Raw genomic sequence first — 22,991 nt, forward strand, 5'->3', positions numbered from 1 at the left:
CCCCGGCCGACGCGGGCCGGCCGCGGCCACCGGCGCAACCCGTCGGCGGCCGGCACAGGCGAGACAGGCGAACCGGCGAGGCAACCGACACCATGACCCAAGCGGCGCTTAACCACCCCCCGGCGGCAGCGGCCCCGGCCGACCCGGCACCGGAACGGCGGGGGCTGCTGCGCCGGGCGGCGGACCGCTCCGACTGGCTCGGACCGATCGCCGTGGCGCTCTTCGCCGGGCTGCTGCGGTTCTGGAACCTCGGCTACCCCAACGCCTTCGTCTTCGACGAGACCTACTACCCCAAGGACGCCTGGTCCCTGCTCCGGCAGGGATACGAGGGCAACTGGCCGGAGCACGCGAACGAGCAGGTCCTGGCCGTCCCGCAGCAGATCCCGCTCACCTCGGCGCCCGAGTTCATCGCCCACCCGCCGCTCGGCAAATGGGTGATCTCGCTCGGCGAGTGGGCCTTCGGCCTGAACCCCTTCGGCTGGCGGTTCATGACCGCGCTGCTCGGCACCCTCACCGTGCTGATGCTCGCCCGGATCGGCCGCCGGCTCTTCGGCTCCACCCTGATCGGCTGCACCGCCGCCCTGCTGATGGCCGTCGACGGCCTCCAACTGGTGATGAGCCGGGTCGGCCTGCTCGACGGCGTCCAGATGTTCTTCGTGCTGGCCGCCTTCGGCGCGCTGCTGATCGACCGCGACCGCACCCGGGCCCGGCTCGCCGCCGTGCTGCCCGACCGCGGCGGGGACACCGTCCGGCTCGGCTGGCGGCCCTGGCGGATCACCGCCGGGCTCTGCCTGGGCGCCGCCGCCGGGGTCAAGTGGAACGGCGCCATGGTGCTCGCCGCCTTCGGCCTGCTCACCGTGCTGTGGGACCGGTCCGGCCGCCGCTGGGCCGGCGCCCGCCGCCCCTGGCGCTCGATGCTGCGCCTCGACGCGCTGCCCGCCTTCCTCGCCATGGTCGGCTCCGCGTTCACCGTCTACGTCGCCGGCTGGGCCGGCTGGCTGTTCACCGGCGGCGGCTTCGACCGTCACTGGGCCGACGACCGGGCCGGGCTCTCCCCGGACAGCGTGCTCGGCGTCGGACTGCCGCAGGTGTCGATGAGCTGGGTGCCCGCGCCGCTGCGCAGCCTCTGGCACTACCACTCCCAGATGTACGACTTCAACACCGGCCTGAGCAGCCCGCACACCTACCAGTCCAACCCGTTCAGCTGGCTGGTCCAGGGCCGCCCGGTCTCCATGTACTGGGAGCAGGTGCCGGCCGGCGAGCGCGGCTGCACCGCGTCCGGCGGCTGCGCGGCGCAGATCCTCGGCCTGGGCACCCCGCTGCTCTGGTGGACCGCCTGCTTCGCCCTGCTCTACCTGCTCTGGCGCTGGTTCTTCCGCCGGGACTGGCGCTCCGGCGCGGTGCTGTGCGGCGTGGCCGGCGTCTACCTGCCCTGGTTCCAGTACCAGGAGCGGACGGTCTTCTCCTTCTACATGGTGGTGCTCGTCCCCTTCCTCTGCCTGGCCGTGGCGCAGATGCTGGGTGCGATGCTCGGGCCGGAGGGCTGTCCGCCCGAACGGCGCCGGATCGGCGCGGTCGGCGCCGGGCTGATCGTGCTGGCGATCATGGCCTGCTTCGCCTTCTTCTACCCGCTGTACACGGCGGAGGTGATCCCGATGACGTCCTGGCAGGACCGGATGTGGTTCACCGGCTGGATCTGAGCGGTGCTCCGGCTCGCCGACGGGGAGCGGCTGCTGCCGGTCACCCCGGGGCTGGGCGCGGCCACCGCCGTGCTGCTGCTGGCGGCCGTCGCGGTCGCCGGGTGGGGGCGGCTCGGCCACGGCCGCGCCGTCCTGCGGGCCGGGCTGCGAGCGGTGGTGCAGCTGGCCGTCGTCGCGCTGGTGATCACCTGGGTGGTCGGTTCGCGCTGGTGGTCCGCGCTCTTCGTGCTGCTGATGTTCTCGGTCGCGGTGCGCACCGCCGGGCGGCGGATGGTGCCGGCCCCCGGGCGCGGCTGGCCGTGGGCGGCCGTGCCGATCGGGGCCGGGGTGCTGCCGGTGCTCGTCCTGCTGCTCGGCAGCGGACTGCTGCCGCCGAAGGGCCTGTCGGTGATCCCGGTCGCCGGCATCCTGATCGGCGGTGCGCTCACCGCCACCTCGCTGTCCGGACGGCGGGCAATGGACGAGCTGCGCCAGCGGCACGGCGAGGTCGAGGCGGCGCTGGCGCTCGGCTTCGAGGAGCGGGACGCCCGGATGGAGATCTGCCGCACCGCCGCCGCCACCTCGCTCGTCCCGGCGCTCGACCAGACCCGGACGGTGGGCCTGGTCACCCTGCCGGGCGCCTTCGTCGGGATGCTGCTCGGCGGGGCCTCGCCGGTCCAGGCGGGCGCGGTGCAGCTGTTCGTCCTGGTCGGGCTGCTGGCGGTGGAGTCGGTGGCGGTCGTGGTCGTGCTGGAGCTGGTGGGGCGGGGTTTGGTCGACGCCCGGCGGCCGGGAGAGGTGATCGGGTAGGCTGACGGCGTTGAAGGGGAGTAGCCCTCCACCGGACCGTCGACATACTGGCCCCCTCGGGGCCCGGCGCCCGGGGCACCGCGATCGTGTGACGGTGCCGGCGAGACCTTCGGCCGCAGTGCTGTGTGTACGGGCGCGCGTCGTGCGCGTTCCGTGGATTGCCAACCAGCGCTGTCGGGCCGGAGCGACCCCTGACGGAGCTGCTGCGGGCCGGCAGCCCCAACCCGAGGGACACCACCCCCGATGAGTCTGACCGTCGCCGCGATCACCTTCGGCATCATCTTCCTGTCGGAACTGCCCGACAAGACCGCGCTGGCCAGCCTGATGCTCGGCGCCAAGTACCGGGCGAGCTACGTCTTCGCCGGGATCGCCGCCGCCTTCGCCCTCCAGGTGGGCATCGCCCTGGTCGCCGGAAAGCTGCTCTCGCTGCTGCCGCACCGCTGGGTGGAGGGTGTCACCGGCGTGCTGTTCCTGGCCGGCGCGGCGATGCTGCTGTTCCACGGCGGGGACGACGAGGACGGGCACGCCGCCAAGGAGCCGTCCGCCAACAGCTTCTGGAAGGTGGCCGGGGCCAGCTTCGTGGTCGTGGCGGTCGCCGAGTTCGGCGACCTGACCCAGATCATGACCGCCAACCTGGCCGCCAAGTACGCCGACCCGCTCGCCGTGGGCCTGGGCGCCTGGCTGGCGCTGTGCGCGGTGGCCGGGATCGCGATCCTGGGCGGGCAGAAGCTGCTGAAGCACGTTCCGATGAAGATGATCATCCGGGTCGCGGCGAGCGTGATGATCCTGATGGCCGGGTTCAGCATCTTCCAGGCGATCACGGGCTGACGCGGGCGGCCCCCGCACCCCGCCGTCCGTTCAGCAGCCGGTGCGGTTGTCCAGGGCGGTGCGGGTGCTGGGGCCGTAGACGCCCCGTGTGTCGCCCCGGATGCCGTTGATGTCCTGGAAGTACGTGACCATGAGCTCGGTGCGGTCGTCGTACTTGCCGGTCGGGGGCAGCTTCTGCCAGCAGATCACGATGCCGAGTTTGCGCTGGAGCGCCAGGACGTCGGGCCCCTCCATGCCGCGCTCCAGGGTGCGGACCGTCGGGGTGGGGTCCGGGGTCGGGGTGGCGGTCGGGACCGGCGGCGCGGTGGTGGGCGCCGGGGGAGCCGGGGTGGGGGCCGGGGCCGGGGGCGTGGTCACCGGGTCGGGTGCCGGGGCCGGGACCGGGGCCGGGGGAGCGGCGGCCTCCGTGGTGGCGGGTGCGGCCGGCGGCGGGGTGGCGGCGGTCGTCCGGGGCGGGGAGGGTTTGGCGCTCGTGCGGGCCGGGGTCGGCGTCGGCGCCGCGGTGGGGGTCTCCTCGGCGGGCGGCGGTGCGCTCGGGCTCGGTTCGGCCGGGGTGGTCGGGTCCACCGGTGCGAGGCCGAGCGTGGCGGTCGGCGCGGGGGCGGCCCGGTCGTCCGGCTCGGAGGAGGGCGTGATCGCGTAGGCGAGGCCCACGGTGACCGCCAGCAGGCCCGCGCCGGCCGCGATCAGCAGGCCCTTGCGGCGCGCCAGCGGGCCGCGGGCCTGCTGTTGCTCCGCCGCGCGCCGGGCGGCCCGGCCGCCGCCGGGAGCGGCGGCCGCGGGGGCGGTGGCGAACGGGAAGACGCCCAGCTCGTCCTCGGCCTCGCCGTCGGCGGGTGGGGTCTCGGCGGGGGAGCTCTCAGCCGTGGCGGGGGCGGGCGGCTGCGGCGGGAACGCCGGGGCGGAGGCGACGGGCGGCAGCACGGTGGTCGCGTAGGCGTCGGCGTCCGGGCCCAGCGGGGGAGCGGCGGGGGGCGCCACCGGCGGTCCGGCCGGCGGCGGGCCGGGTGTCGGCGGGCTGGGTGTCGGCAGCACGGTGGTGGCGAACGGGTCGGTGGCCCGCGGCCCCGGCGGCGGGTTCTCCACGATCGGGCCGACGGCCTGCGGCACGTACGGGCGGACCAGCGGCGGGCCCTCCAGGTGCGGCAGGACGGCGGTCTCGTCGAGGCTGCCGTCCGGGACGAGGCAGTGGCACCCTGCGGAGCGTGCGGTGCCGCACGTCGGGCAGTGCTGGTCCGGCATCGGCCGGCCCTCCTCGGTGTCTCGGTCGGTAGCGGTCGCGGTCTCGGACCCGGGCTGCGGTCGGACTGGGGTTCAGGCGGTGGACGGGCCTGATTATGCAGGACGTGCCTGAGAGGGGACAGGGCGGTCCGGCCCGTCGCGGGGGCCTTGTGCCGGTTGGTGGGGGTTGGGGATCGATGAACGGTCGATGCGCCGATGTGAACGTCCTGATATCGGACGGTTTTACGTTCGGCTCAACTGAAAAAGCGCAAAATGGTGCATTTCTGACAGCATGGTGAGTCGGAACTGATCACCGCCGAACCGCTACGGATACGGAGGCGCCATGACGGATCCGATCGCCGCGTCCGACCGGGTCCCGGCGGGCGAGCCGGGCCCGCCCCGGGCCGCCGGGGGCAATCTGTGGGTGCCGATCGGCGCCCTGCTCCTGGCGATGCTGCTCGCGGCGCTCGACCAGACCATCGTCTCCACCGCCCTGCCCACCATCGTCAGCGACCTCGGCGGCCTGGAGCACCTCTCCTGGGTGGTCACCGCCTATCTGCTGGCCTCCACCGCGGCCACCCCGCTCTGGGGCAAGCTCGGCGACATGTACGGCCGGAAGGTGTTCTTCCAGGCGTCCATCGTGATCTTCCTGCTGGGCTCGGTGCTCTGCGGCATCGCCCAGAACATGGGCGAGCTGATCGCCTTCCGCGCCCTCCAGGGCCTGGGTGGCGGCGGCCTGATCGTGCTCTCCCAGGCCATCGTCGGCGACCTCGTGCCACCCCGGGACCGCGGCAAGTACCAGGGCGTCTTCGGCGCCGTCTTCGGTGTCACCAGCGTGCTCGGGCCGCTGCTCGGCGGGCTGTTCGTCGACAACCTCAGCTGGCGCTGGGTGTTCTACGTCAACCTGCCGGTCGGCGTGGTCGCGCTCGCCGTGATCGCGGCCGTGCTGCACGGGTCGGAGACCCGGCACCGGCACCGGATCGACTACCCCGGCACCGTGCTGATCGCCGCCGTCGCCACCTGCCTGGTGCTGGTGACCTCGCTCGGCGGTACGACCTGGGCGTGGGACTCCTGGCAGATCATCGGCCTGGGCGTGCTCGGGCTGGTCCTGCTGCTGGCCTTCGTCCTGGTGGAGCGGACCGCCGTCGAACCCGTCCTGCCGCTGCGGCTGTTCCGCTCCCGGACGTTCAGCCTGGTGGCCGTCATCTCCTTCGTGGTCGGCTTCGCGATGTTCGGCGCGCTGACCTATCTGCCGACCTTCCTCCAGGTCGTCATGGGCGTCTCGCCGACCATGTCCGGCATCCACATGCTGCCGATGGTGATCGGCATGCTGATCACCTCGATCGGATCCGGTCAGATCGTGGCCCGCACCGGTCACTACCGAGTCTTCCCGATCGCCGGCACGGCCGTCACCGTCGTCGGCCTGCTGCTGCTCTCGCTGCTCGACGAGCACACCAGCACATTTGTGATGAGCTGCTACTTCCTGGTGTTCGGCCTCGGCCTCGGCCTGGTGATGCAGGTGCTGGTGCTGATCGTGCAGAACTCGGTCGGCTACCAGGACCTCGGCGTCGCCACCGCCGGCGCCACCTTCTTCCGCTCCATCGGCGCCTCCGTCGGCGTCTCGGTCTTCGGCACGGTCTTCGCCTCCGGCCTCAACAGCCGGCTGATGGACGTCCTGGCCGGCGTCCCGCTGCCGCCCGGGTTCGGTCTCGACGCGATCAGCTCCGACCCGCGCATCATCGACCAGTTGCCCGCCGCCGTCCAGGACGGGATCCACCACGCCTACTCCGAGTCGATCACCCGGGTCTTCCTGTACGCGATGCCGGTGGCCGCGGTCGCCTTCGTCCTCTCGCTGTTCCTGCGGGAGCAGAAGCTGCGCAGCACCGTGACCGCCCCCGACCTGAGCGAGTCGATCGGCGTCAACCCGGTGGAGCGCTCCTCGCTGGACGAGATCAGCCGGGCCCTGTCGGTGCTGAGCACCCGGGAGGCGCGGCGCGACCTCTACAAGCGGATCACCGCCGCCGCCGGACTCGACCTCAAGCCCGCCTCCAGTTGGATGCTGCTCCAGATGCACCATCACGGGTCCGTGGAGCCCGCCGAACTGGCGGAGCGTCGGATCGTCCCGTTCGCGGTGGTGGAGGAGGCGGTGCGCGAGGTCGAGGGCCGCGGCCTGGCCGCCCGCACCGGCGGACTGCCGCTGCGGCTGACCGAGCCGGGGGAGGCGGCGGCGCTGCAACTGGTCGCCGCCCGGCGCGCGCAGTTGTCGGCGCTCCTAGGCGACTGGGACGAGAAGCAGTTCGACGACCTCGCCGCGCTGCTCACCCGGCTGGCCTCCACGCTCGGCTCCGACCCCCGCGACCGCCCCGACCCGACCGGCCACGAACCCCCGTACCACGGCGAGGGCCGCTCTTTTTGACGGTCAGGCGCTGCCGAGCCACCGGGGGGTGTCCAACTGGAACGGGTCCCCGGGCGCGAGCGTCCGCAGCGCGTCCTCCAGCCCGCGCAGCCGCTCCTCGCCGCCGAACTGCCCGGCCCACTCCTCCCGGAGCTCGTCGAAGATCCGGGCCGAGCGGGCCAGGCCGTCGACCCCGTGCGCCGTCAGCCGGACCACCTTGCGCCGGGCGTCCGCCGGATCGCCGCCGCGCTCGACGTACCCGAGCCGTTCGAGCTGCTCGACGGTCTTGCCGGCCGCCTGCTTGGACACCCCGAGCCGCCGGCCCAGCTCGACGGCGGTGGTGCCGTCCGGCCCGACCGCCTGGAAGACGAACCCGTGCATCGGCCGCATGTCCGGGTGCCCCTCGCGGGCGAGCCGCTCGTGCAGCTCGTCGATGATCACCCGGAACGCGAACAGCAGCCGCAGCGGCAGCTCAAAACCCGGCCTGGCCTGCTCACTTGACACGATAGACAACCTCATTGACCATATAGACAATCAGGTTGTCCATTCTAGAGGAGTCACCCGGCCTTGTCCGTCATCCGCCTCGCCGACGCCCGCCGCACCGAGACCCCCAACGCCACCATGACCACCTGCGCCTCGCCCACCCAGGGCGGCACCGGCCTCTCGGTGTGGCGCGTCGACATGCCGCCGGCCCGTGTGGGCCCCCGGCACGCCATGGACACCGAGCAGGTGTGGACCCTCCTCACCGGCTCCGCCACCGTCGAACTGGCCGCCGGGGAACTCTCCCTCGGCGCCGGCGACACCCTCGTCCTCCCGGCCGACGCCCCCCGCCGGATCCGCACCGACGACGGCTTCACCGCCGTCGTCGCCTCCCCGGCGCCGTCCCTCGCCGTGAACCTGGAGACCGGGGACCGGGTGGCCCCGTCGTGGATCGTGTGAGGTGTAGCAGACTGCCTTCTCAGAACAACCCCGAGGAGGTACGGCGTGTCCGTCGTCAAGATCAATGTCCTGACCGTCCCCGCTGAGCAGCGGGAGGAACTGGAGAAGCGCTTCGCCGCCCGCGCCGGCGCGGTGGAGAACTCCGACGGCTTCGAGTACTTCGAGCTGCTCCGACCCGTCGAGGGCACCGACCAGTACCTGGTCTACACCCGCTGGCGCGACGAGGAGTCCTTCCAGGCCTGGCTCAACGGCCCCATGCGCGCCGCCCACCGCCCGGCCCCCAAGGACGGCGAGGCCCCCCAGCGCCCCGCCGCCACCGACTCCACCCTCTGGTCCTTCGACGTCGTCCAGGCCACCGGTCCCAAGGCCTGAGCCCGGTCCCACGCGGCCCCGGACCGTCCACGGACGGTCCGGGGCCGCGGCACGTCCGACACGGCGCGGCAAGCACGGAGCCGCGCCCACGCGGGGTGCGTGGACGCGGCCGTGGTGCGCGCCGCCGCGGTGTCGTTCCTACGGAACTCAGCGGGTGCGGCGGCTCCGGATCATCAGGAACACGCCCGTCGCGACGGCACCGAGCGCGGCGAGTCCGACGAGGGGCAGCAGCGTGGCGGCGTTGCTACCGGTCTCGGGGAGGTGGCCGCCGTGGTGCGGAGGGGTGGGCGGGGGCACGTGGGTCGGGTGCGGGCCCGGGGTGTGGCTGTGGGTCGGGTGCGGGCCCGGGGTGTGGCTCGGGCTCGGGCTCTGGGTCGGGCTCGGGCTCTGGGTCGGGCTCGGGCTCTGGGTCGGGCTCGGAGTCGGGGTGGGGCTCGGGCTCTGGGTGGGGCTCGGCGAGGACGTGGGGCTCGGGCTTGGGCTGGGGCTCGGGCTGGGGCTCGGGCTTGGGCTGGGACTCGGGCTCGGGCTCGGGCTGGGACTCGGGCTCGGGCTCGGGCTGGGACTCGGGCTGGGACTCGGGCTCGGGCTCGGGCTGGGACTCGGCACGGTGACCGGGACCTCGGTGCGGCAGCGCGGATCGGTCGAGCCCGACTGGCAGTTGTTCGTGAAGGTGCCGGAGGCGACGGTGTTGCGCAGCACCGCGTTGGCGGCCAACGGGGAGCGCACGGTGACGGAGTAGTCGATCGTCGCGCTGGCGCCGACCGGCAGGTCGCCGGTCCAGCTCAGCGTGGTGCCGGCGACCTGGACGATGCCGCGGTCCGCGGTGGCGTCGTTGTTGTACGTGGCCGAGTTCAGCACGCCGGACAGGTCGTCGGTCAGGGTGATGCCGGGGGCGTTCACCTGGCTGGTGTTGGTGACCTGGATCCGGTAGCGGACGGTGTCGCCGGGCTGGGCGGCGGCAGGGGTGGCCGTCTTGACGATGGTGTAGCCGGGGACCTCGGCGACGGTGTTGCGCACGGTGTTGCTGGTGCGCTCCTGGGGCCGCTGGGTCTGGATGCCCCGGAACTGGAGCGTGGCCGTGTCGTCGAGGTGGGTGCCGACGGCGGTCCCGTCGTCCACGGTGACCTGGAAGGCGACCGTCGCCTCGGCACCCGGGGCCAGGTCGGCGACCGTGCAGGTGACGGTCTGTCCGGCGGCCTGGCAGGCGGGGTTGGACCCGGCGACGAAGGTGGTGCCGGCCGGGATCTGGTCGGTCAGCGTGATGCCGGTGGCGGTGTCGAGGTCGGCGGTGGTGCCGTCCTGGTGCCGGTTGGCCACCGTGAAGGAGTAGGTGATGGTCTGTCCCGGGCCGACGAGTCCGGGCGGGTTGTCATCAGGGCTGCCGGGCGGGTTGTTGGCCTTGGTGATCCGGAGGTCCGGTTCGAGCGCGTCCACGGCGAGCCAGACGGCCTGGGGGTGCAGCGCGTCGCCCGCGCCGTTGATCTGCAGGACGGCCTGGGTGCTGTTGGCGGGGATCTTGCCGGTGACGTCGATCATCCGGGCGTCGTAGCCGTAGTTGTTGACCGGCGCGGGGTCGCGAGTGGTGATGTTGGTGCCGGTCCCGTCCGTCGCGACGTGGTCGATCCGGCCGGTGAAGGCGTTCTCGGTGGAGGTGCCGGTGGGGACGGGCATCGCCAGCAGCGTCAGGTTGTCGATCGCGGAGCCGACCAGCAGTTGGTCACCCTGGATCGGCACATCGCCGTCGCCGACGGTGACACCCATCAGGGCCGGCGGGGCCGTGGCGGGCGTGCGGATGCCGGAGAGGGTGAGCGTGGCCAGGTTGTCGGGGCTGCGCAGGAGCTGGTAGCCGTCCCAGACCTGGAGGTAGCGCAGCGGCTCCGCCTGGTCCTCGTAGGCGACCACCAGGGACCAGCCGCCCCAGCAGCCCACGTTGTTGCCGCCGAAGTTCTGGGCGGAGGAGCGTCCGGCGCAGGCCTGGATGTCCGCGACGGTGTAGCTGCCGGGGCCGGCGGCGCTGACCTCCGCGGTCACGTCCTTGACCGCGCCGGCGGCGAGCAGCGGCTCCGGCGGGGTGCCGCCGACCATCTGGTCGAACCAGTCGTAGGTGTCGGCGGTGATCTGCTCGTAGGAGGCGCTGCCGGGGACCTTCCAGGAGACCTGGTTGCCGGTGTTGATGTCCCCGGGCGTGCCGCTGGTGCTGGTGTTGGTCGGGTTGAACTGCCAGTACAGGCGGGCCGACAGCACCTGGGCCCCGGCCGGGATCACCAGTTGTGCGGAGGACGCGTTGTTGCCGGGCGCGTTCGGGTCGACCTTCACGTACTGGGTGCGGTTGTTGTTGGTGCCCTCGGTGTCGTTGCAGACCGAGCCGTCGCTGTCGTCACAGGTCAGGACCGAGTTCGACGCCATGGTGAGGTTGCCGTGCGCCAGCAGGTCCACCACCGGGTCCGGACCGATCGGCCGCTGCGTCCCGGCCCCTCGGTGCTTCGGCTTCGCAGCCGGGTGGACGGCCCGGTCGGCGGCGGCTCCGCCCGCCGCCGGGGCGTGCTTGGCGGGCGGTGCCGCCGCGAGCGGTGGAGCCAGGGCGGCGGCGCCGGCGCCGAGTGCCACGGCGAGCAGGGCCGAGAGCACGTGCGGCGGGCGCGGCCGCAGGTGTCGGACAGGGGACACGGGAACCTCGATGTCGGGAGGCGACGCGGACAGCAGAACCACGTACCTACGCCGACCGGCGTCCAATCGTGTCCGCCGGAACGTTCACACGGCTGGGGCACAAGATGATGACGGGCCGTCCGCCGGCGACGAGGAGCGCCGCCCCAGCCGGGCCCGGGCCGCACCACCGCCCCGGGCCCGCGGTGGCGGGGCGGGGGTCGGATCCAGTTCGGGGACGCACTGCTCGCGGCCTGCCGTGAGATCTACCCGCCTGAGAAGGAAGCGCTCGGGGTCCTTACGATCCGCCTGCATCTGCACCGAGAGGCCTGAGCCGTGGTGCGCCGTCTTGGGGCGCGCCGGGGTGTGCGTCTGCGCGCCCCCAGATCGGGTGATCCGGAGGGGTGATCCGCTGATTCGGGCTTGGGGGGTTGTTGATCGTGCTTACCGTGATGACGACATGAAAAGCCCCGGCGGTGCGCCAACACCCCGGGGACTGGCACCAGGAGAGAAGAGCTCCACGATGCGGATTCATCGTATCCCCAAGCACGTTCCCGGGTACACGATGCTGGACAACGGGCATGTCGTGCGGAAGCACTCGCTGTCGTGGGCGGCGCGGGGGTTGCTCGGGTATCTGCTCAGCCTGCCCGACGGCGCGCGTGAGGACGTGCGGACGCTGGCGGCGAAGAGTGTTGAGGGGCGGGCGACGGTCGCCCGGGCGTTGCGTGAGCTGGAGGCGGCCGGGCACTACGTGCGGCGGACGGTGCGTGACCCCGTGACCGGGCGGGTCAGGACGGTGGTCTCGGTGCACGAGGTGCCCGTCGCGGACAAGGCGGTTCACACGCTGCCGCCGGTTCCCGTGACCCCGGCCGCCGGGGCGCCCGGTGCCGGGAAGGCGGGAGGCCCCTCCTTGAGGGTAAGGACGGTGGGGTGCAAGGAACCTTCCGTCCTTCCGGTGGCGGTGGCGCCCCGGATGACGGAGGGGATGGGCCTGCTGATCGAACTCGGGCGGCGTGACCCGCGGTTGGCGTTGGCCGGCAAGCCCCTGGTGGATCAGGCGGTGCGGGTGGAGGGCCTGCTGGCGGGCGGGTGGTCGGCGGAGGCGCTGCTGGGCGTCCTGGCCGCGCCGTTGCCGGGGAGGGTGACGCACAGCGTTGCGGCGGTCCTCGGCGGGCGGTTGCTGAAGGTGCCGCCCGTTCCGGCGGGCAGGGGCGCCGAGGTGATGCCGGTGGTGGTGCCGCGTCCGAGGCGGCACGAGTGTCCGGGGCGGGAGGGGTTGTGCGGCCGTCCCGTCAGTGGGGTGGGGGAGTTGTGCACCGGCTGTCGTCCGGGCCGGACGGCGGATGGAAGGCGGCCGGGGCGGTGAAGGCGGCCCGGCGGGTGGCGCGGCGCAGGGCGCGCAGGACGGGGGTGCCGAGGGTGAGGCAGAGGACGACGGTGAGGGCGGCGCGGGGGAGGTCCCAGCCGAGGGAGGTGGTGAGGCAGTAGGCGGCGAAGCGGACCAGGTTGTCGGCGAGCGGGTCGCCGGGGATGAAGGAGATCGAGCTCGCCAGGCCCGCGATGTACGGCCAGCCCTGGAGGTTCATGATCACGCCGTAGAGGAGCGAGGCCACGGCTCCGTAGGCGGCGAGGAGGTGGAGCTCGCGGCGGCCGCGCAGCCGGGCGGGGCCGGGGAGCAGGCCGGCGCCGAGGCTGACCCAGCCCATGGCGAGCATCTGGAACGGCAGCCACGGCCCGACGCCGCCGGTCAGCAGCGCCGAGGCGAACATCGACAGCGCGCCGAGCACGAAGCCGAAGCCGGGACCGAGCACCCGGCCGGACAGCACCATCAGGAAGAACATCGGCTCCAGCCCGGCGGTGCCCGCGCCGAGCGGGCGCAGGGCGGCGCCGGCGGCGGCCAGTACGCCGAGCAGGGCCACCGACTTGGCGTCCAGCCCGGGTGCGCCGCCGCCCGCCGTACGGCCCTCGGAGATCTGGGCGACGACGACGGCGAGCAGCAGCGGGAGGAGGAGGGCGAACAGCCAGGGGGCGTCGGCGGAGTGGCCCACCAGGGCGGACCGGGTGGAGGCGAGCAGCGGCCAGCCGAAGCCCGCCACGCCGACCAGGGAGGTCAGGGCGAGGGCGGCCACCGAGCGGCGGCCGAGTGGGACGGGGCGGGCGAGCGGAGCCAGGGGCGGGTTCACTCGGCGGCCTCCGCGAGGGCGCCCGCGACCTGGTGGACGGTGAGCCACGGGCCCGGCGCCAGGATCTTGGCGACCTGCGGCGCGAACGCCGGCGAGCCGAGCACCACCTCGGGCGTCGGCCCGTCCGCGACGATCTCGCCGTCGGCCAGGACGGCCGTGCGGTGGGAGAGTTCGGCCGCCAGTTCGACGTCATGGGTGGCGAGCAGCACGGCGTGGCCCTCGGCGGCGAGGCCGCGCAGGATCTCCACCAGCCGGGCCTTGGCCGCGTAGTCGAGGCCCCGGGTGGGCTCGTCGAGCAGGATCAGCGGCGGGCGGGCGGTGAGCACCACCGCCAGGGCGAGGGTGAGGCGCTGGCCCTCGGAGAGGTCGCGCGGGTGGGCGTCGTCGTCGAGGCCGGGCAGCAGCCGTTCGACCAGGGCGCGGCAGGTGCCGGGCGCGGCGCCCGCGTCACGGTCGGCGGACGCGCACTCGGCGGCGACGCTCTCGCCGTACAGCAGGTCGCGCGGGTCCTGCGGGACGAGGCCGACCTGGCGGATCAGCTCGGCGGGCCGGGTGCGGTGCGGGGTGCGGCCGCCGACGGTGACCGAGCCGGAGGCGGGCGGGTGCAGGCCGACCAGGGTGCCGAGCAGGGTGGACTTGCCGGCGCCGTTGCGGCCCATCAGGGCGGTGACCTCGCCCGGGTGGAGGGTGAGGTCGACCCCGCGCAGGGCGGGGACGGGGCCGCGTCGCACCACCAGGCGGGAGGCGGTGGCGAGCGGCGCGCCGCGCTCCGCGGCGGCGGGCGGTACGGGCGGTCGCCGGCCGTCCAACCGGGTGCGCAGGGCGGCGGCCCGGCGGCGGGCGTCGCGGACGGTGAGCGGCAGCGGGCGCCAGCCGGCCAGCCGGCCGAGCCCGACCACCGGCGGGTGCACCGGCGAGTGCGCCATCACCTCGGCGGGCTCGCCCAGCACGGGCGGTTCGCCGGGGGTGAGCAGCAGCACCTGGTCGGCGTACTGGACCACCCGCTCCAGCCGGTGCTCCGCCATCAGCACGGTGGTGCCGAGGTCGTGGACCAGCCGCTGGAGCACGGCCAGCACCTCCTCGGCGGCGCCCGGGTCCAGCGCGGAGGTGGGCTCGTCCAGCACCAGCACGCGCGGGTGGACGGTGAGCACCGAGCCGATCGCGACCCGCTGCTGCTGGCCGCCGGAGAGCGAGGCGAGCGCGCGCCGGCGCAGGTCGGCCAGGCCGAGGAGGTCGAGGGTCTCCTCGACCCGGCGCCGCATCACGTCCGGGGCCAGGCCCAGGGACTCCATGCCGTAGGCGAGTTCGTCCTCGACGGTGTCGGTGACGAAGTGCGCGCGCGGGTCCTGGCCCACGGTGCCGACCAGGTCGGCGAGGTCGCGCGGGCGGTGCTCGCGGGTGTCGCGCCCGCCGACGGTGACCCGGCCGTGCAGCACGCCGCCGGTGAAGTGCGGGACGAGGCCGCTGACCGTGCCCAGCAGGGTGGACTTGCCGGAGCCCGAAGGGCCGACGAGCAGGCAGAGTTCGCCCTCGGGGACGGTGAGGTCGACGCCGCTGAGCGTGGGGGCCGCGGCGTCGGCGTACTGGACGCCGACCTGTTCGAAGGTGATCACGAGTTCCTCCGGGGCTCGGTCGCGTCGGCGGGGACGGCGGGGACGGCGGGGGCGGTGCGGTCGGCGGAGTCGGTGCGGTCGGTGGAGTCGGTGGATTCGGTGGAGTCGGTGGAGTCGGTGGATTCGGCCGGGGTCCGGGTGTCCGTGCTGGACGGCGGGGGCGGGGCCGCGAGCGCGGGGACCAGGCCGAGCAGCACGGCCGCCGCGGCGGCGGCCGGCAGGACGGGCGCGGTCGGCGGGACGACGGTGGGGGCGAAGGCGAGCGGGTCGAGCGAGGCGAGCCAGGCCGTGGACACGGCGACCGCGATCCCGGACCCGGCGGTGAGCCACTCGGGCAGCGCCCACGGATCGGGCCGGTAGCGGGTGCGGACCGAGCGCCGCCCGCCGAGCAGCAGCCCGGCGAAGGCGGCGGCCAGGCCGATCACCAGCACCGGCACCGCCCACCCGCCGCCGCCCGCCGTCAGCAGCCCGTACGCGGCCAGGCAGATGCCGAGCAGCCCGGTCAGGGTGAGGACGGCGGTGAGCACGGCGATCCGGCGCGGTACCGCGGCGGTGCGCCCGAACCCGCGGGTGTCCATCGCGGCCGCGAGCGCCACCGAGCGCTCCAACGCGCCCTCCAGGACGGGCAGTCCGACACTGAGCACGGCGGCGACACCGCGGTCGGTGCGTCCGCGCAGCCGGCGGGCGGCGCGCAGCCGTTGCACGTCGGCGACCAGGTTCGGCGCGAAGGTCATCGCGACCACGACGGCGACGCCCGCCTCGTAGAGCGCGCCGGGCAGGGTGCGCAGCAGCCGGGCCGGGCTGGCGAGGGCGTTCGCCGCGCCGACGCAGACCAGCAGGGTGGCCAGCCGCAGCCCGTCGTACAGCGCGGCGAGCAGGCCCTCGGCGGTCACCCGGCCGCCGATCCGCACGCCCTGCGCCCAGGCGGGGAGCGGGACTTCGGGGAGGGTGAACAGGACGTGGGTGCCGGGGACGGGGGAGCCGAGCAGCACGGCGAAGACCAGCCGGATGCCGAGCACCAGGAGGCCGAGGCGCAGGAACGCGCCGTAGGAGCGCGACCAGGGCGCGTCGCCGCGCCGGGCGGCGACCACGTAGCCGGCGACGGCGGCGAGCAGCAGCAGGGCCAGCGGGTTGGTGGTGCGGGTGGCGGCGGCGCCCAGGCCGAGCGCCCACAGCCACCACGCCCCGGGGTGGAGGTGGCGGGGTCCGGCGGAGGGCCGGCGGCGGGCGGCGCGGGGTGGGGGCACGGTGGGGTCCAGGGGGTGGGGCGGTCGGGTTCGGCGTGGGAAGTCGGACGGGCCGACTTTCTGCGCCGGGGCTTCGGGCTTTATGTAGGCCGGTCGGTCTATTCGGCCGATCCGGTCTCCTCGGAACGTGCGAAATATGTCGGTCGGTCTACATACCGGCGAATCGGTAGACCGGTCGTCATAATCGGCGGCCCTGCGGTGCACGCGGTAGGCGGGGTAGGCACGGTGGGTGCGGTGCACACGGCGTCCGGGGCGTGAGGGGTGCGCGGGGCGGGGCGGGGAGGCGTGGTCCTCATCGGCGGCGGCGCACTTGCCAGGCGGCGCCCGCGCCGAGCACGGCGACGAGCGCGAGGCCGGCGCCCACCCCGAGGACGGGGCCGGCGGAGGTCCGGGCGGCGCTCGCGGTGTCCGAGGGGAGCGCGGCGGCGTCCGGCGCGGAGGTCGTGGCGGGCGCGCCGGCCGCGCCGAGCTGGTCGGCGCAGCCGCCGCGCGGATAGCCCGCGATGGCGCAGAGCAGGCCGTTGGTGTCGTACCGCAGCGGCGGGGCGACGGTGGCCAGCACCTCCGCCGAACTGGCCCGGGGCGTGACGACGGCGCACGCGGTGCGCGCGGCCGGCGGGCTCTCGCCGCCGGGCGCGTCGGCGGCGCCGCCGAAGTCCAGCACCACGGCGACCCGCTTGCGCCCGTCCACGGCCGGTGTGGCGGCGCAGACGGCGGCGAAGTCCCCGGCCGCGGCGGGCCGGGCGGCGTCCTGCCCGCCGTCCGGGCTGACGGCGAACCGCCAGCCCTCCACCGCGCCGTCCGCCGGGACGTGTACGGCCGGCCCCTGCTGCTGGTACGCCCAGCCGCCGTCGGACCACCGCCAGAACGACCAGTACCGGTACCCGGCGGCATGGGCCGGCGCCGCCCCGAGCATCAGCAGGATCAGCACCCCGGTGATCATCCCGACCGTGAACCGCACGGCCGCCCGCACCACCCGCCGCCGGGTCTCCGACCGGGCGGCGGCGGCGGTGGCGGCGGCGGTGGCGGTCGGGGCGGCGTCGACCGGCCGGGCGGCCGGCCGCGGGTCCCGGCCGGGGGTGGTCACAGCTTCGCGCCGCGCTTGCGCTGGAGGCTCAGGAGCAGGCCGCCGCCGATGCCGATCAGCAGGCCGACGCCCAGCAGCCAGTACGTGCTGAGGCTGCTGCCCTTGTCCTTCCCGGCCGGGGCGGAGGAGCTCGCCGGGGCGGACGCGGCGCCGGCGGCCTTGGGCTCGGGGCCGAGCGCGGTCAGCTGCTTGACCAGGTCGGTCCCGCCGAAGGAGGCCGGGTCGCGCTGCGCGGCCTGGGCGACCAGGACCAGCGTGGCGGTCGCGGCGGCGTCGGTGCCGCCCTTGGTCCAGCCGCCGCCCTCCTTGGCCAGCCAGTCGACGGCGCCCGCGGCCTGCTGCGGGTGGCCGCCCTGGACCAGGCCGAGCGAGGCCCAGGCGGTGGCCGCGTAGTCGGGGGTGGGCGCGGCACCGGGCAGGGTCAGCATGAGGTGCTGCCCGTCCGCCGCGAGCCGCGCGGTGAGGTATGCGCCCGCCGCCTCGCCGGAGTCGGCGCGCGGCACGGCGGTGGCGGTGGCGGTGGCGCCGCCGTCCGGGCAGGCCAGGGCCTTGGGGGCGGCGTCGGTGCGGTTGGTGTTGGCGACCGGCAGCCGGCCGCCGGCCGCGGCGAGCGAGGCCTGACCGCTGGCCAGGCCGTTGGCCTCCGCCGGGGTGCCGTCGGAGGAGGTCTGGTAGACGAAGCCGCCGCGCTGCTCGGCGGGGGCGGCGCAGCCGAGCTGGAAGAGGGCGAGCCCGTCGAAGGCGCTCCTGCCGTCCTTGGCGACGGTCGCCGGGTCGGTCTTCGCGGCGAGCAGGGCGTTGATCGCGAGGCCGGTGGAGTTGGCGTCGCCCGGGTTGCCGGGGTTGTAGGCCCAGCTGCCGTCCGCGTTCTGGTTGGCCTTGAGCCACTGGACGCCCTTGTCCACGGCGTCCTGGTGACCGCCGAGGGAGACCAGCGCCTGGATCGCGACGGCGGTCGCGTTGCTGTCCTCCGTCTTGGCGTCGCAGGCGGCCGCGGCGTCGGCCCGGTACGAGGGCCAGCCGCCGTCCGCGCACTGCTGGCCGGTGAGCCAGGCGACGGCGGAGTCGGCCGGGGTCACCTTGGCGGCGGTCAGCGCGGTCAGGGCGAGCGACTGCCGCCAGACGCCGTCGTAGCTCGGGTCGCCCTTGCCGTACAGGCCCTCGGGGACCGCCGCGGCGGAGGCGGTGCCGGCGCCGGGGGTGTCGGCCAGGGCCGGGGCGGCGGTGCCGGTGAGCAGCGCGGCGGTCAGGGCGGCGGCGCCCAGACGGGCGGCGGTCAGCATGATCGGAGGTGTGCCTTTCGGTGAGCGGGTGCCGGCCCGGGGGCCGTTCCGTAGTCCTCGACGGTGCCCGGCGGGGGTCCGTCGGGCGCGGGGCCGCTCGCCCTTCCCCGGGCACTCCGACTCGCCCGGCGGACGGGGCGCCGGGCTCACGGTTGCGGGGTCAGCGCCGGATTCGCACCGGCTTTCCCCGGAGGAGGAGCGGATGGAGTTGTGCTGCCCGTCGACTCTAGCCGCCGGGCCGGGCCGCCCGGTACGGACCGGGTGAGAACAGGTTCCAGTTCGGCGACGGTCGTGGCACGGCCCGGACGCGCTCCGGCCCGCGCCCGGTCCCGGGCCGGTCCGGGGCCCAGCGGGCGTCAGGGCAGGGTGAGCAGCCGGGCCGCGGTGTGGAGGTCGGCCCGCACCTCGGCGAGCGAGGCCCGGCCGGAGAGCCAGGCGACCAGCGCCGCGTGCCAGGTGTGCTCGATCACCCGGACGGCGGCGCGCTGCGCCTCGGTGGGCGGTCCGCACTGCCCGATGGCGTCCAGGATGAGCTGCCCGGTGGCGGCGGAGACCTGGTCCACCTCGGCGCCCACCGAGCGGTCGGCGAAGGACAGCGCGCGGACCATCGCCTCCGCCAGCAGCGGCTCGCGCTGGAGCGCGTGGAACGCCCGGGTGAGCGTCTCGGCGACCCGCGGCGCGGGCTCGGACTCGGTCGGCGGATGCCGTCGGACCTGCTCCTGGAGGCCGCGCAGCTGCTCCAGCATCACCGCCACCAGCAGGTGGACCTTGGACGGGAAGTACCGGTAGAGCGTGCCCAGCGCCACCTGCGCGCCCTCCGCGACCTCCCGCATCTGGACGGCGTCGTACCCGCCGCGCGCCGCCAGCACGGTCGCGGTCCGCAGGATCCGCCGGCGCCGTTCCGCCTGCCGGGCGGTCAGCGGAGGCTCCTGCGGCTGCGGTGACGCCGGCGACGAAAGTGACGCCGGTGACGAGGGTGACGTCGGCGGCTGCGATGGCGTTGGTGGGGTCGGTGGCGTGGGTGGGGTTGGTGACGGCAAGGACGCTCCCGGGCGTGGCGCGAATCACCAGCCCTGGATCCGGAGCGGAAGCTACGGGCCGGTATCTTCGAGGTCTCTCATTGTTCACATGGTCACCGGTGGACTCCACACCCACTGAAACCTGATCTACTTTACCGACCGGCAGCACAGACAGCAGCAGAGATGAGGGCCGACGATGACCGCGCAGCCGCTGCGGATTGCCCTGCTCTCCTACCGGGGCGACCCGTTCTGCGGCGGCCAGGGCGTATACGTACGGCACCTCTCCCGTGAGCTGGCCCGCCTCGGCCACCACGTGGACGTGATCGGCTCCCAGCCGTACCCCGTCCTGGACGAGGTCGAGGGGCCGGGTTCGGTCCGGCTCGTCGAACTGCCCAGTCTGGACCTCTACCGGGCCGACGACCCCTTCCGCACCCCGGCGCGCGAGGAGTACCGGGGCGCGGTGGACGTCCTGGAGTACGTGACCATGCGCACCGGCGGCTTCCCCGAGCCGCTGACCTTCTCGCTGCGCGCCCGCCAGTACCTGGCCGGCCACCGCGGCCGCTACGACGTGGTGCACGACAACCAGACGCTCGGCTACGGCCTGCTCGGCCTGGAGCGGCACGGCTTCCCGCTGGTCACCACGATCCACCACCCGATCACCGTGGACCGCCAGGTCGAACTGGACGCGGCCACCGGCCGGCTGAAGCGGCTGTCGCTGCGCCGCTGGTACGCCTTCACCCGGATGCAGCGCCGGGTCGCCGCCCGGCTGGACCACATCATCACCGTCTCCGGCACCTCCAAGCGCGAGATCGCCGAGCACCTGGGCGCCGCGCCGCACACCGTCTCGGTGGTGCCGGTCGGCGCGGACACCCGGCTCTGGTCGCCGTCCGGCACGGTGGCGCGGGTGCCCGGCCGGATCGTCACCACCTCCAGCGCGGACGTGCCGCTGAAGGGGCTGGTGCACCTGGTCGGGGCGCTGGCCAAGATCCGCACCGAACGGGACGCGCACCTGGTCGTGGTCGGAAAACCGCAGAAGGAGGACGGGCCGATCGCCCGCGCGGTGCGCGCCTTCGGGCTTGAGGGGCACATCGAGTTCCGGCACGGCCTGACCGACCAGGAGCTGGTCGACCTCTACCGCTCGGCCGAGATCGCCTGCGTGCCGTCGCTGTACGAGGGCTTCTCCCTGCCGGCCGCCGAGGCGATGGCCACCGGCACCCCGCTGGTCGCCACCACCGGCGGGGCGATCCCCGAGGTCGCCGGACCGGACGGCGAGACCTGCCTGGCGGTGCCCCCGGGCGACCCGGACGCGCTCGCGTCGGCGCTCGGCCGGCTGCTGGACGACCCGGAACTGCGCGCGAGACTCGGCGCGGCGGGCCGGGAGCGGGTGCTCGCCCGGTTCACCTGGGAGCGCGCCGCCGAGCTGACCGTCGAGGGCTACCGGGCCGCGATCGCCACCGGGGCCGGGAGCCGGGCCCGCTCCGGACCCGGCTGGCGCTACGTGGCCTGACGAACGGCCCCGGCGAACGGCCGGGTGGCGACCGGCCGCACCCGTTTGCCGGTGGTGCGCGCCGCCCCGCCCGCCCCCTGCGTGGGTCGCGCGCCCTCCGTGTGCGTCACACGCCCCGCGATTTCTCTGACTCGGCGTCAGGAACCTTGGGTACCGAAGGAATGGGAGTCCGCAGTGCTGACCGTTGATTTCTCGCGCTTCCCGCTCGCCCCCGGCGACCGGGTGCTCGACCTGGGCTGCGGCGGGGGGCGGCACGCGTTCGAGTGCTACCGGCGCGGGGCCAACGTGGTCGCCCTCGACCAGAACCCCGAGGAGATCGCCGAGGTCAGGAAGTGGTTCGCCGCCATGGAGCAGGCCGGCGAGGCGCCGGAGGGCGCGTCCGCGGTCGCGATGGAGGGCAACGCGCTGGCCCTGCCGTTCGAGGACGACCACTTCGACAAGATCATCATCTCCGAGGTGATGGAGCACATCCCCGACGACAAGGGCGTGCTCACCGAGATGTTCCGGGTCCTCAAGCCCGGCGGTCTGCTCGCCGTCACCGTGCCGCGCTGGCTGCCCGAGAAGATCTGCTGGGCGCTCTCCGACGAGTACCACGAGGTCGAGGGCGGCCACATCCGGATCTACCGGGGCGACGAGCTGATCGACAAGCTCAAGGACGCCGGCCTGGAGCCGTACGGCACCCACCACGCGCACGCGCTGCACTCGCCGTACTGGTGGATCAAGTGCGCGGTCGGCGTGAACAACGACAAGGCGCTGCCGGTCAAGGCCTACCACCAGCTGCTGGTCTGGGACATCGTCGGCACCCCCGTCATCAGCACCCTCACCAAGGCCGCCGAGCGGGCGCTCAATCCGGTCATCGGCAAGAGCTTCGTCGCCTACGCCTCCAAGCCGCACCGGCCCGGGACGCGGGGCGCCGACGCGGCGGACCGGGCGACGGGCGGGGCGGAGTGACCGCCGCCGTCCCCGAGGTCCTGCTGCTCGACGGGGTGCTCGACGCCGAACAGGCCGCCGGCACCGTCCGCAGCATCCTCGCCGAGCAGCAGCCCGACGGCGCCATACCGTGGTTCCGCGGCCACCACCTCGACCCCTGGGACCACACCGAGGCGGCGATGGCGCTGGACACCGCCGGCGAGCACGCCGCCGCCGAGGCCGCCTACCGCTGGCTGGCCGCGCGCCAGAACCCGGACGGCTCCTGGTACGCCGCCTACGCCTACGGGCTGCCGGACCACGCCGACGGCGCCGTCTGCAACGCGGCGAAGGAGACCAACTTCTGCGCCTACGTGGCCGTCGGCGTCTGGCACCACCACCTCTCCACCGGCGACGACACCTTCCTGGAGTGGATCTGGCCGACGGTGCGGCGAGCCCTGGACTTCATCGTCGCCCAGCGGCTGCCCGGCGGACCGATCGCCTGGCGGGTCGACGAGCACGGCACGGCCACCGACGAGGCGCTGCTCACCGGCTCCTCCAGCATCCTGCACGCGCTGCGCTGCGGGCTGGCCGTCGCCGACTACCTGGAGGAGCCGCAGCCCGACTGGGAGCTCGCGGCAGGCCGGCTGCGGCACGCCGTCACCCACCACCCCGAGCGGTTCCTCGACAAGGACCGCTTCTCGATGGACTGGTACTACCCGGTGCTCGGCACCGCGCTGCGCGGCCCGGCCGCGCTGGAGCGGATCGCCGGGGGCTGGGACCGCTTCGTCGTCCCCGGCCTCGGCGTGCGCTGCGTCAGCGACCGGCCCTGGGTCACCGGCGGCGAGAGCGCGGAGCTGGCGATGGCGCTCTGGGCGGTCGGCGAGTCCGACCGCGCGGTGGACATCCTGCGCTGGATCCAGAAGCACCTGCGGCACGCCGACGGCTCGTACTGGACCGGGTACGTGTTCGAGGACGACGCGATCTGGCCCGAGGAGCGCACCACCTGGACGGCGGGGGCGCTGCTGCTCGCGGTCGCCGCGCTCGGCGGGGACCCGGCGACGGTGGCGGTGTTCGGCGGGGAGGAACTGCCGGCCGGGCTGGTGGTCCAGGACTGCTGCTGACCGGCGCCCGTACGGCGAAGGGGCGGGACCGGATCTCCTTGGGTTCTAGGAGTCGTTGCAACACCCCAGCTCAGGGGATGCATTGGACTTCGAGATCCGTAGGGACAGGACGCCTCAGGGTCCGCGGAAGCT

General features: G+C 74.5%; 19 protein-coding genes, 1 pseudogene and 1 riboswitch. Of the genes and pseudogenes, 10 read left to right on the top strand and 10 right to left on the bottom strand.

The genetic code is table 11. The annotated features are described in order from the left end of the window. The first annotated feature begins 92 nt into the window (after nucleotides 1–92). From ACFZBX_RS24685 to ACFZBX_RS24695, 3 genes are all read left to right on the top strand, one after another. On the top strand, nucleotides 93–1,700 hold the full coding sequence (locus tag ACFZBX_RS24685; RefSeq protein ID WP_391535957.1) for a dolichyl-phosphate-mannose--protein mannosyltransferase: 1,608 nt from the start codon (nucleotides 93–95) through the stop codon (nucleotides 1,698–1,700). Nucleotides 1,701–1,703: 3 nt separating this feature from the next. Continuing rightward, nucleotides 1,704–2,489: an ABC transporter permease gene (locus ACFZBX_RS24690; protein ID WP_391535958.1), complete on the top strand. Its 786-nt coding sequence runs from the start codon at nucleotides 1,704–1,706 to the stop codon at nucleotides 2,487–2,489. Between the two features lie 243 nt (nucleotides 2,490–2,732). Beyond that, a complete protein-coding gene (locus tag ACFZBX_RS24695) occupies nucleotides 2,733–3,317 on the top strand; it encodes a TMEM165/GDT1 family protein (protein ID WP_391535959.1) in 585 nt (194 codons plus the stop codon). A 30-nt stretch (nucleotides 3,318–3,347) separates the two neighbouring features. Here the strand turns inward: ACFZBX_RS24695 and ACFZBX_RS24700 are convergent, their stop codons facing one another. Then, a complete protein-coding gene (locus tag ACFZBX_RS24700) occupies nucleotides 3,348–4,559 on the bottom strand; it encodes a peptidoglycan-binding protein (protein ID WP_391535960.1) in 1,212 nt (403 codons plus the stop codon). 322 nt (nucleotides 4,560–4,881) lie between these two features. On the opposite strand from ACFZBX_RS24700, the gene ACFZBX_RS24705 reads away from it, so the two are divergent. Continuing rightward, complete coding sequence (locus ACFZBX_RS24705; RefSeq protein WP_391535961.1) at nucleotides 4,882–6,954, top strand: DHA2 family efflux MFS transporter permease subunit; 2,073 nt, start codon at nucleotides 4,882–4,884, stop codon at nucleotides 6,952–6,954. A 3-nt stretch (nucleotides 6,955–6,957) separates the two neighbouring features. Here ACFZBX_RS24705 and ACFZBX_RS24710 read toward each other — a convergent pair whose 3' ends face one another. Continuing rightward, a complete protein-coding gene (locus ACFZBX_RS24710) occupies nucleotides 6,958–7,437 on the bottom strand; it encodes a MarR family winged helix-turn-helix transcriptional regulator (protein WP_391535962.1) in 480 nt (159 codons plus the stop codon). 63 nt (nucleotides 7,438–7,500) lie between these two features. On the opposite strand from ACFZBX_RS24710, the gene ACFZBX_RS24715 reads away from it, so the two are divergent. Both ACFZBX_RS24715 and ACFZBX_RS24720 read left to right on the top strand, forming a co-directional pair. Further along, on the top strand, nucleotides 7,501–7,872 hold the full coding sequence (locus ACFZBX_RS24715) for a cupin domain-containing protein (protein ID WP_391535963.1): 372 nt from the start codon (nucleotides 7,501–7,503) through the stop codon (nucleotides 7,870–7,872). A gap of 45 nt (nucleotides 7,873–7,917) precedes the next feature. Then, complete coding sequence (locus ACFZBX_RS24720) at nucleotides 7,918–8,244, top strand: antibiotic biosynthesis monooxygenase family protein (protein WP_391535964.1); 327 nt, start codon at nucleotides 7,918–7,920, stop codon at nucleotides 8,242–8,244. 147 nt (nucleotides 8,245–8,391) lie between these two features. Here the strand turns inward: ACFZBX_RS24720 and ACFZBX_RS24725 are convergent, their stop codons facing one another. Then, on the bottom strand, nucleotides 8,392–10,914 hold the full coding sequence (locus tag ACFZBX_RS24725; RefSeq protein WP_391535965.1) for an LPXTG cell wall anchor domain-containing protein: 2,523 nt from the start codon (nucleotides 10,912–10,914) through the stop codon (nucleotides 8,392–8,394). Nucleotides 10,915–11,455: 541 nt separating this feature from the next. Between ACFZBX_RS24725 and ACFZBX_RS24730 the strand changes: the two are divergent. After that, nucleotides 11,456–11,626: pseudogene (locus ACFZBX_RS24730) on the top strand (helix-turn-helix domain-containing protein); the annotation flags it as partial. A 317-nt stretch (nucleotides 11,627–11,943) separates the two neighbouring features. Here the strand turns inward: ACFZBX_RS24730 and ACFZBX_RS24735 are convergent. The 7 genes from ACFZBX_RS24735 to ACFZBX_RS24765 all read right to left on the bottom strand — a co-directional run bounded on the left by ACFZBX_RS24735 (nucleotide 11,944) and on the right by ACFZBX_RS24765 (nucleotide 19,223). After that, nucleotides 11,944–12,207, bottom strand: coding sequence for a hypothetical protein (locus ACFZBX_RS24735; protein WP_391535980.1), 264 nt, complete (start codon nucleotides 12,205–12,207; stop codon nucleotides 11,944–11,946). Next, a complete protein-coding gene (locus ACFZBX_RS24740) occupies nucleotides 12,183–13,073 on the bottom strand; it encodes an ECF transporter S component (protein WP_391535966.1) in 891 nt (296 codons plus the stop codon). Before ACFZBX_RS24740 ends, ACFZBX_RS24735 begins: the two co-directional genes overlap by 25 nt. Next, nucleotides 13,070–14,686, bottom strand: a complete 1,617-nt coding sequence (locus tag ACFZBX_RS24745; RefSeq protein ID WP_391535967.1) for an ABC transporter ATP-binding protein — start codon at nucleotides 14,684–14,686, stop codon at nucleotides 13,070–13,072. The genes ACFZBX_RS24740 and ACFZBX_RS24745 overlap by 4 nt, the downstream gene beginning before the upstream one ends. Next, nucleotides 14,683–15,933, bottom strand: coding sequence for a CbiQ family ECF transporter T component (locus ACFZBX_RS24750; RefSeq protein WP_391535968.1), 1,251 nt, complete (start codon nucleotides 15,931–15,933; stop codon nucleotides 14,683–14,685). The genes ACFZBX_RS24745 and ACFZBX_RS24750 overlap by 4 nt, the downstream gene beginning before the upstream one ends. A 292-nt stretch (nucleotides 15,934–16,225) precedes the next feature. Continuing rightward, on the bottom strand, nucleotides 16,226–16,876 hold the full coding sequence (locus tag ACFZBX_RS24755) for an SCO2322 family protein (RefSeq protein ID WP_391535977.1): 651 nt from the start codon (nucleotides 16,874–16,876) through the stop codon (nucleotides 16,226–16,228). Nucleotides 16,877–17,016: 140 nt separating this feature from the next. Continuing rightward, entirely contained in the window at nucleotides 17,017–18,303 is a 1,287-nt protein-coding gene (locus ACFZBX_RS24760; RefSeq protein WP_391535969.1) for a prenyltransferase/squalene oxidase repeat-containing protein, read from the bottom strand. 115 nt (nucleotides 18,304–18,418) lie between these two features. Continuing rightward, a riboswitch (cobalamin riboswitch) is annotated at nucleotides 18,419–18,485 on the bottom strand. A 174-nt stretch (nucleotides 18,486–18,659) separates the two neighbouring features. Further along, nucleotides 18,660–19,223, bottom strand: coding sequence for a TetR family transcriptional regulator (locus tag ACFZBX_RS24765; RefSeq protein WP_391535978.1), 564 nt, complete (start codon nucleotides 19,221–19,223; stop codon nucleotides 18,660–18,662). Nucleotides 19,224–19,518: 295 nt separating this feature from the next. Between ACFZBX_RS24765 and ACFZBX_RS24770 the strand changes: the two genes are divergently transcribed. The 3 genes from ACFZBX_RS24770 to ACFZBX_RS24780 all read left to right on the top strand — a co-directional run bounded on the left by ACFZBX_RS24770 (nucleotide 19,519) and on the right by ACFZBX_RS24780 (nucleotide 22,859). Then, nucleotides 19,519–20,829: a glycosyltransferase family 4 protein gene (locus ACFZBX_RS24770; RefSeq protein WP_391535970.1), complete on the top strand. Its 1,311-nt coding sequence runs from the start codon at nucleotides 19,519–19,521 to the stop codon at nucleotides 20,827–20,829. 174 nt (nucleotides 20,830–21,003) lie between these two features. After that, on the top strand, nucleotides 21,004–21,780 hold the full coding sequence (locus ACFZBX_RS24775; protein ID WP_391535971.1) for a class I SAM-dependent methyltransferase: 777 nt from the start codon (nucleotides 21,004–21,006) through the stop codon (nucleotides 21,778–21,780). Beyond that, nucleotides 21,777–22,859, top strand: coding sequence for a prenyltransferase (locus ACFZBX_RS24780; protein WP_391535972.1), 1,083 nt, complete (start codon nucleotides 21,777–21,779; stop codon nucleotides 22,857–22,859). The genes ACFZBX_RS24775 and ACFZBX_RS24780 overlap by 4 nt, the downstream gene beginning before the upstream one ends. Nucleotides 22,860–22,991: the final 132 nt, after the last annotated feature.

The sequence above is a fragment of the Kitasatospora sp. NPDC008115 genome (genome assembly GCF_042957205.1).
In the GTDB taxonomy this organism is placed as follows: Bacteria; Actinomycetota; Actinomycetes; order Streptomycetales; family Streptomycetaceae; genus Kitasatospora.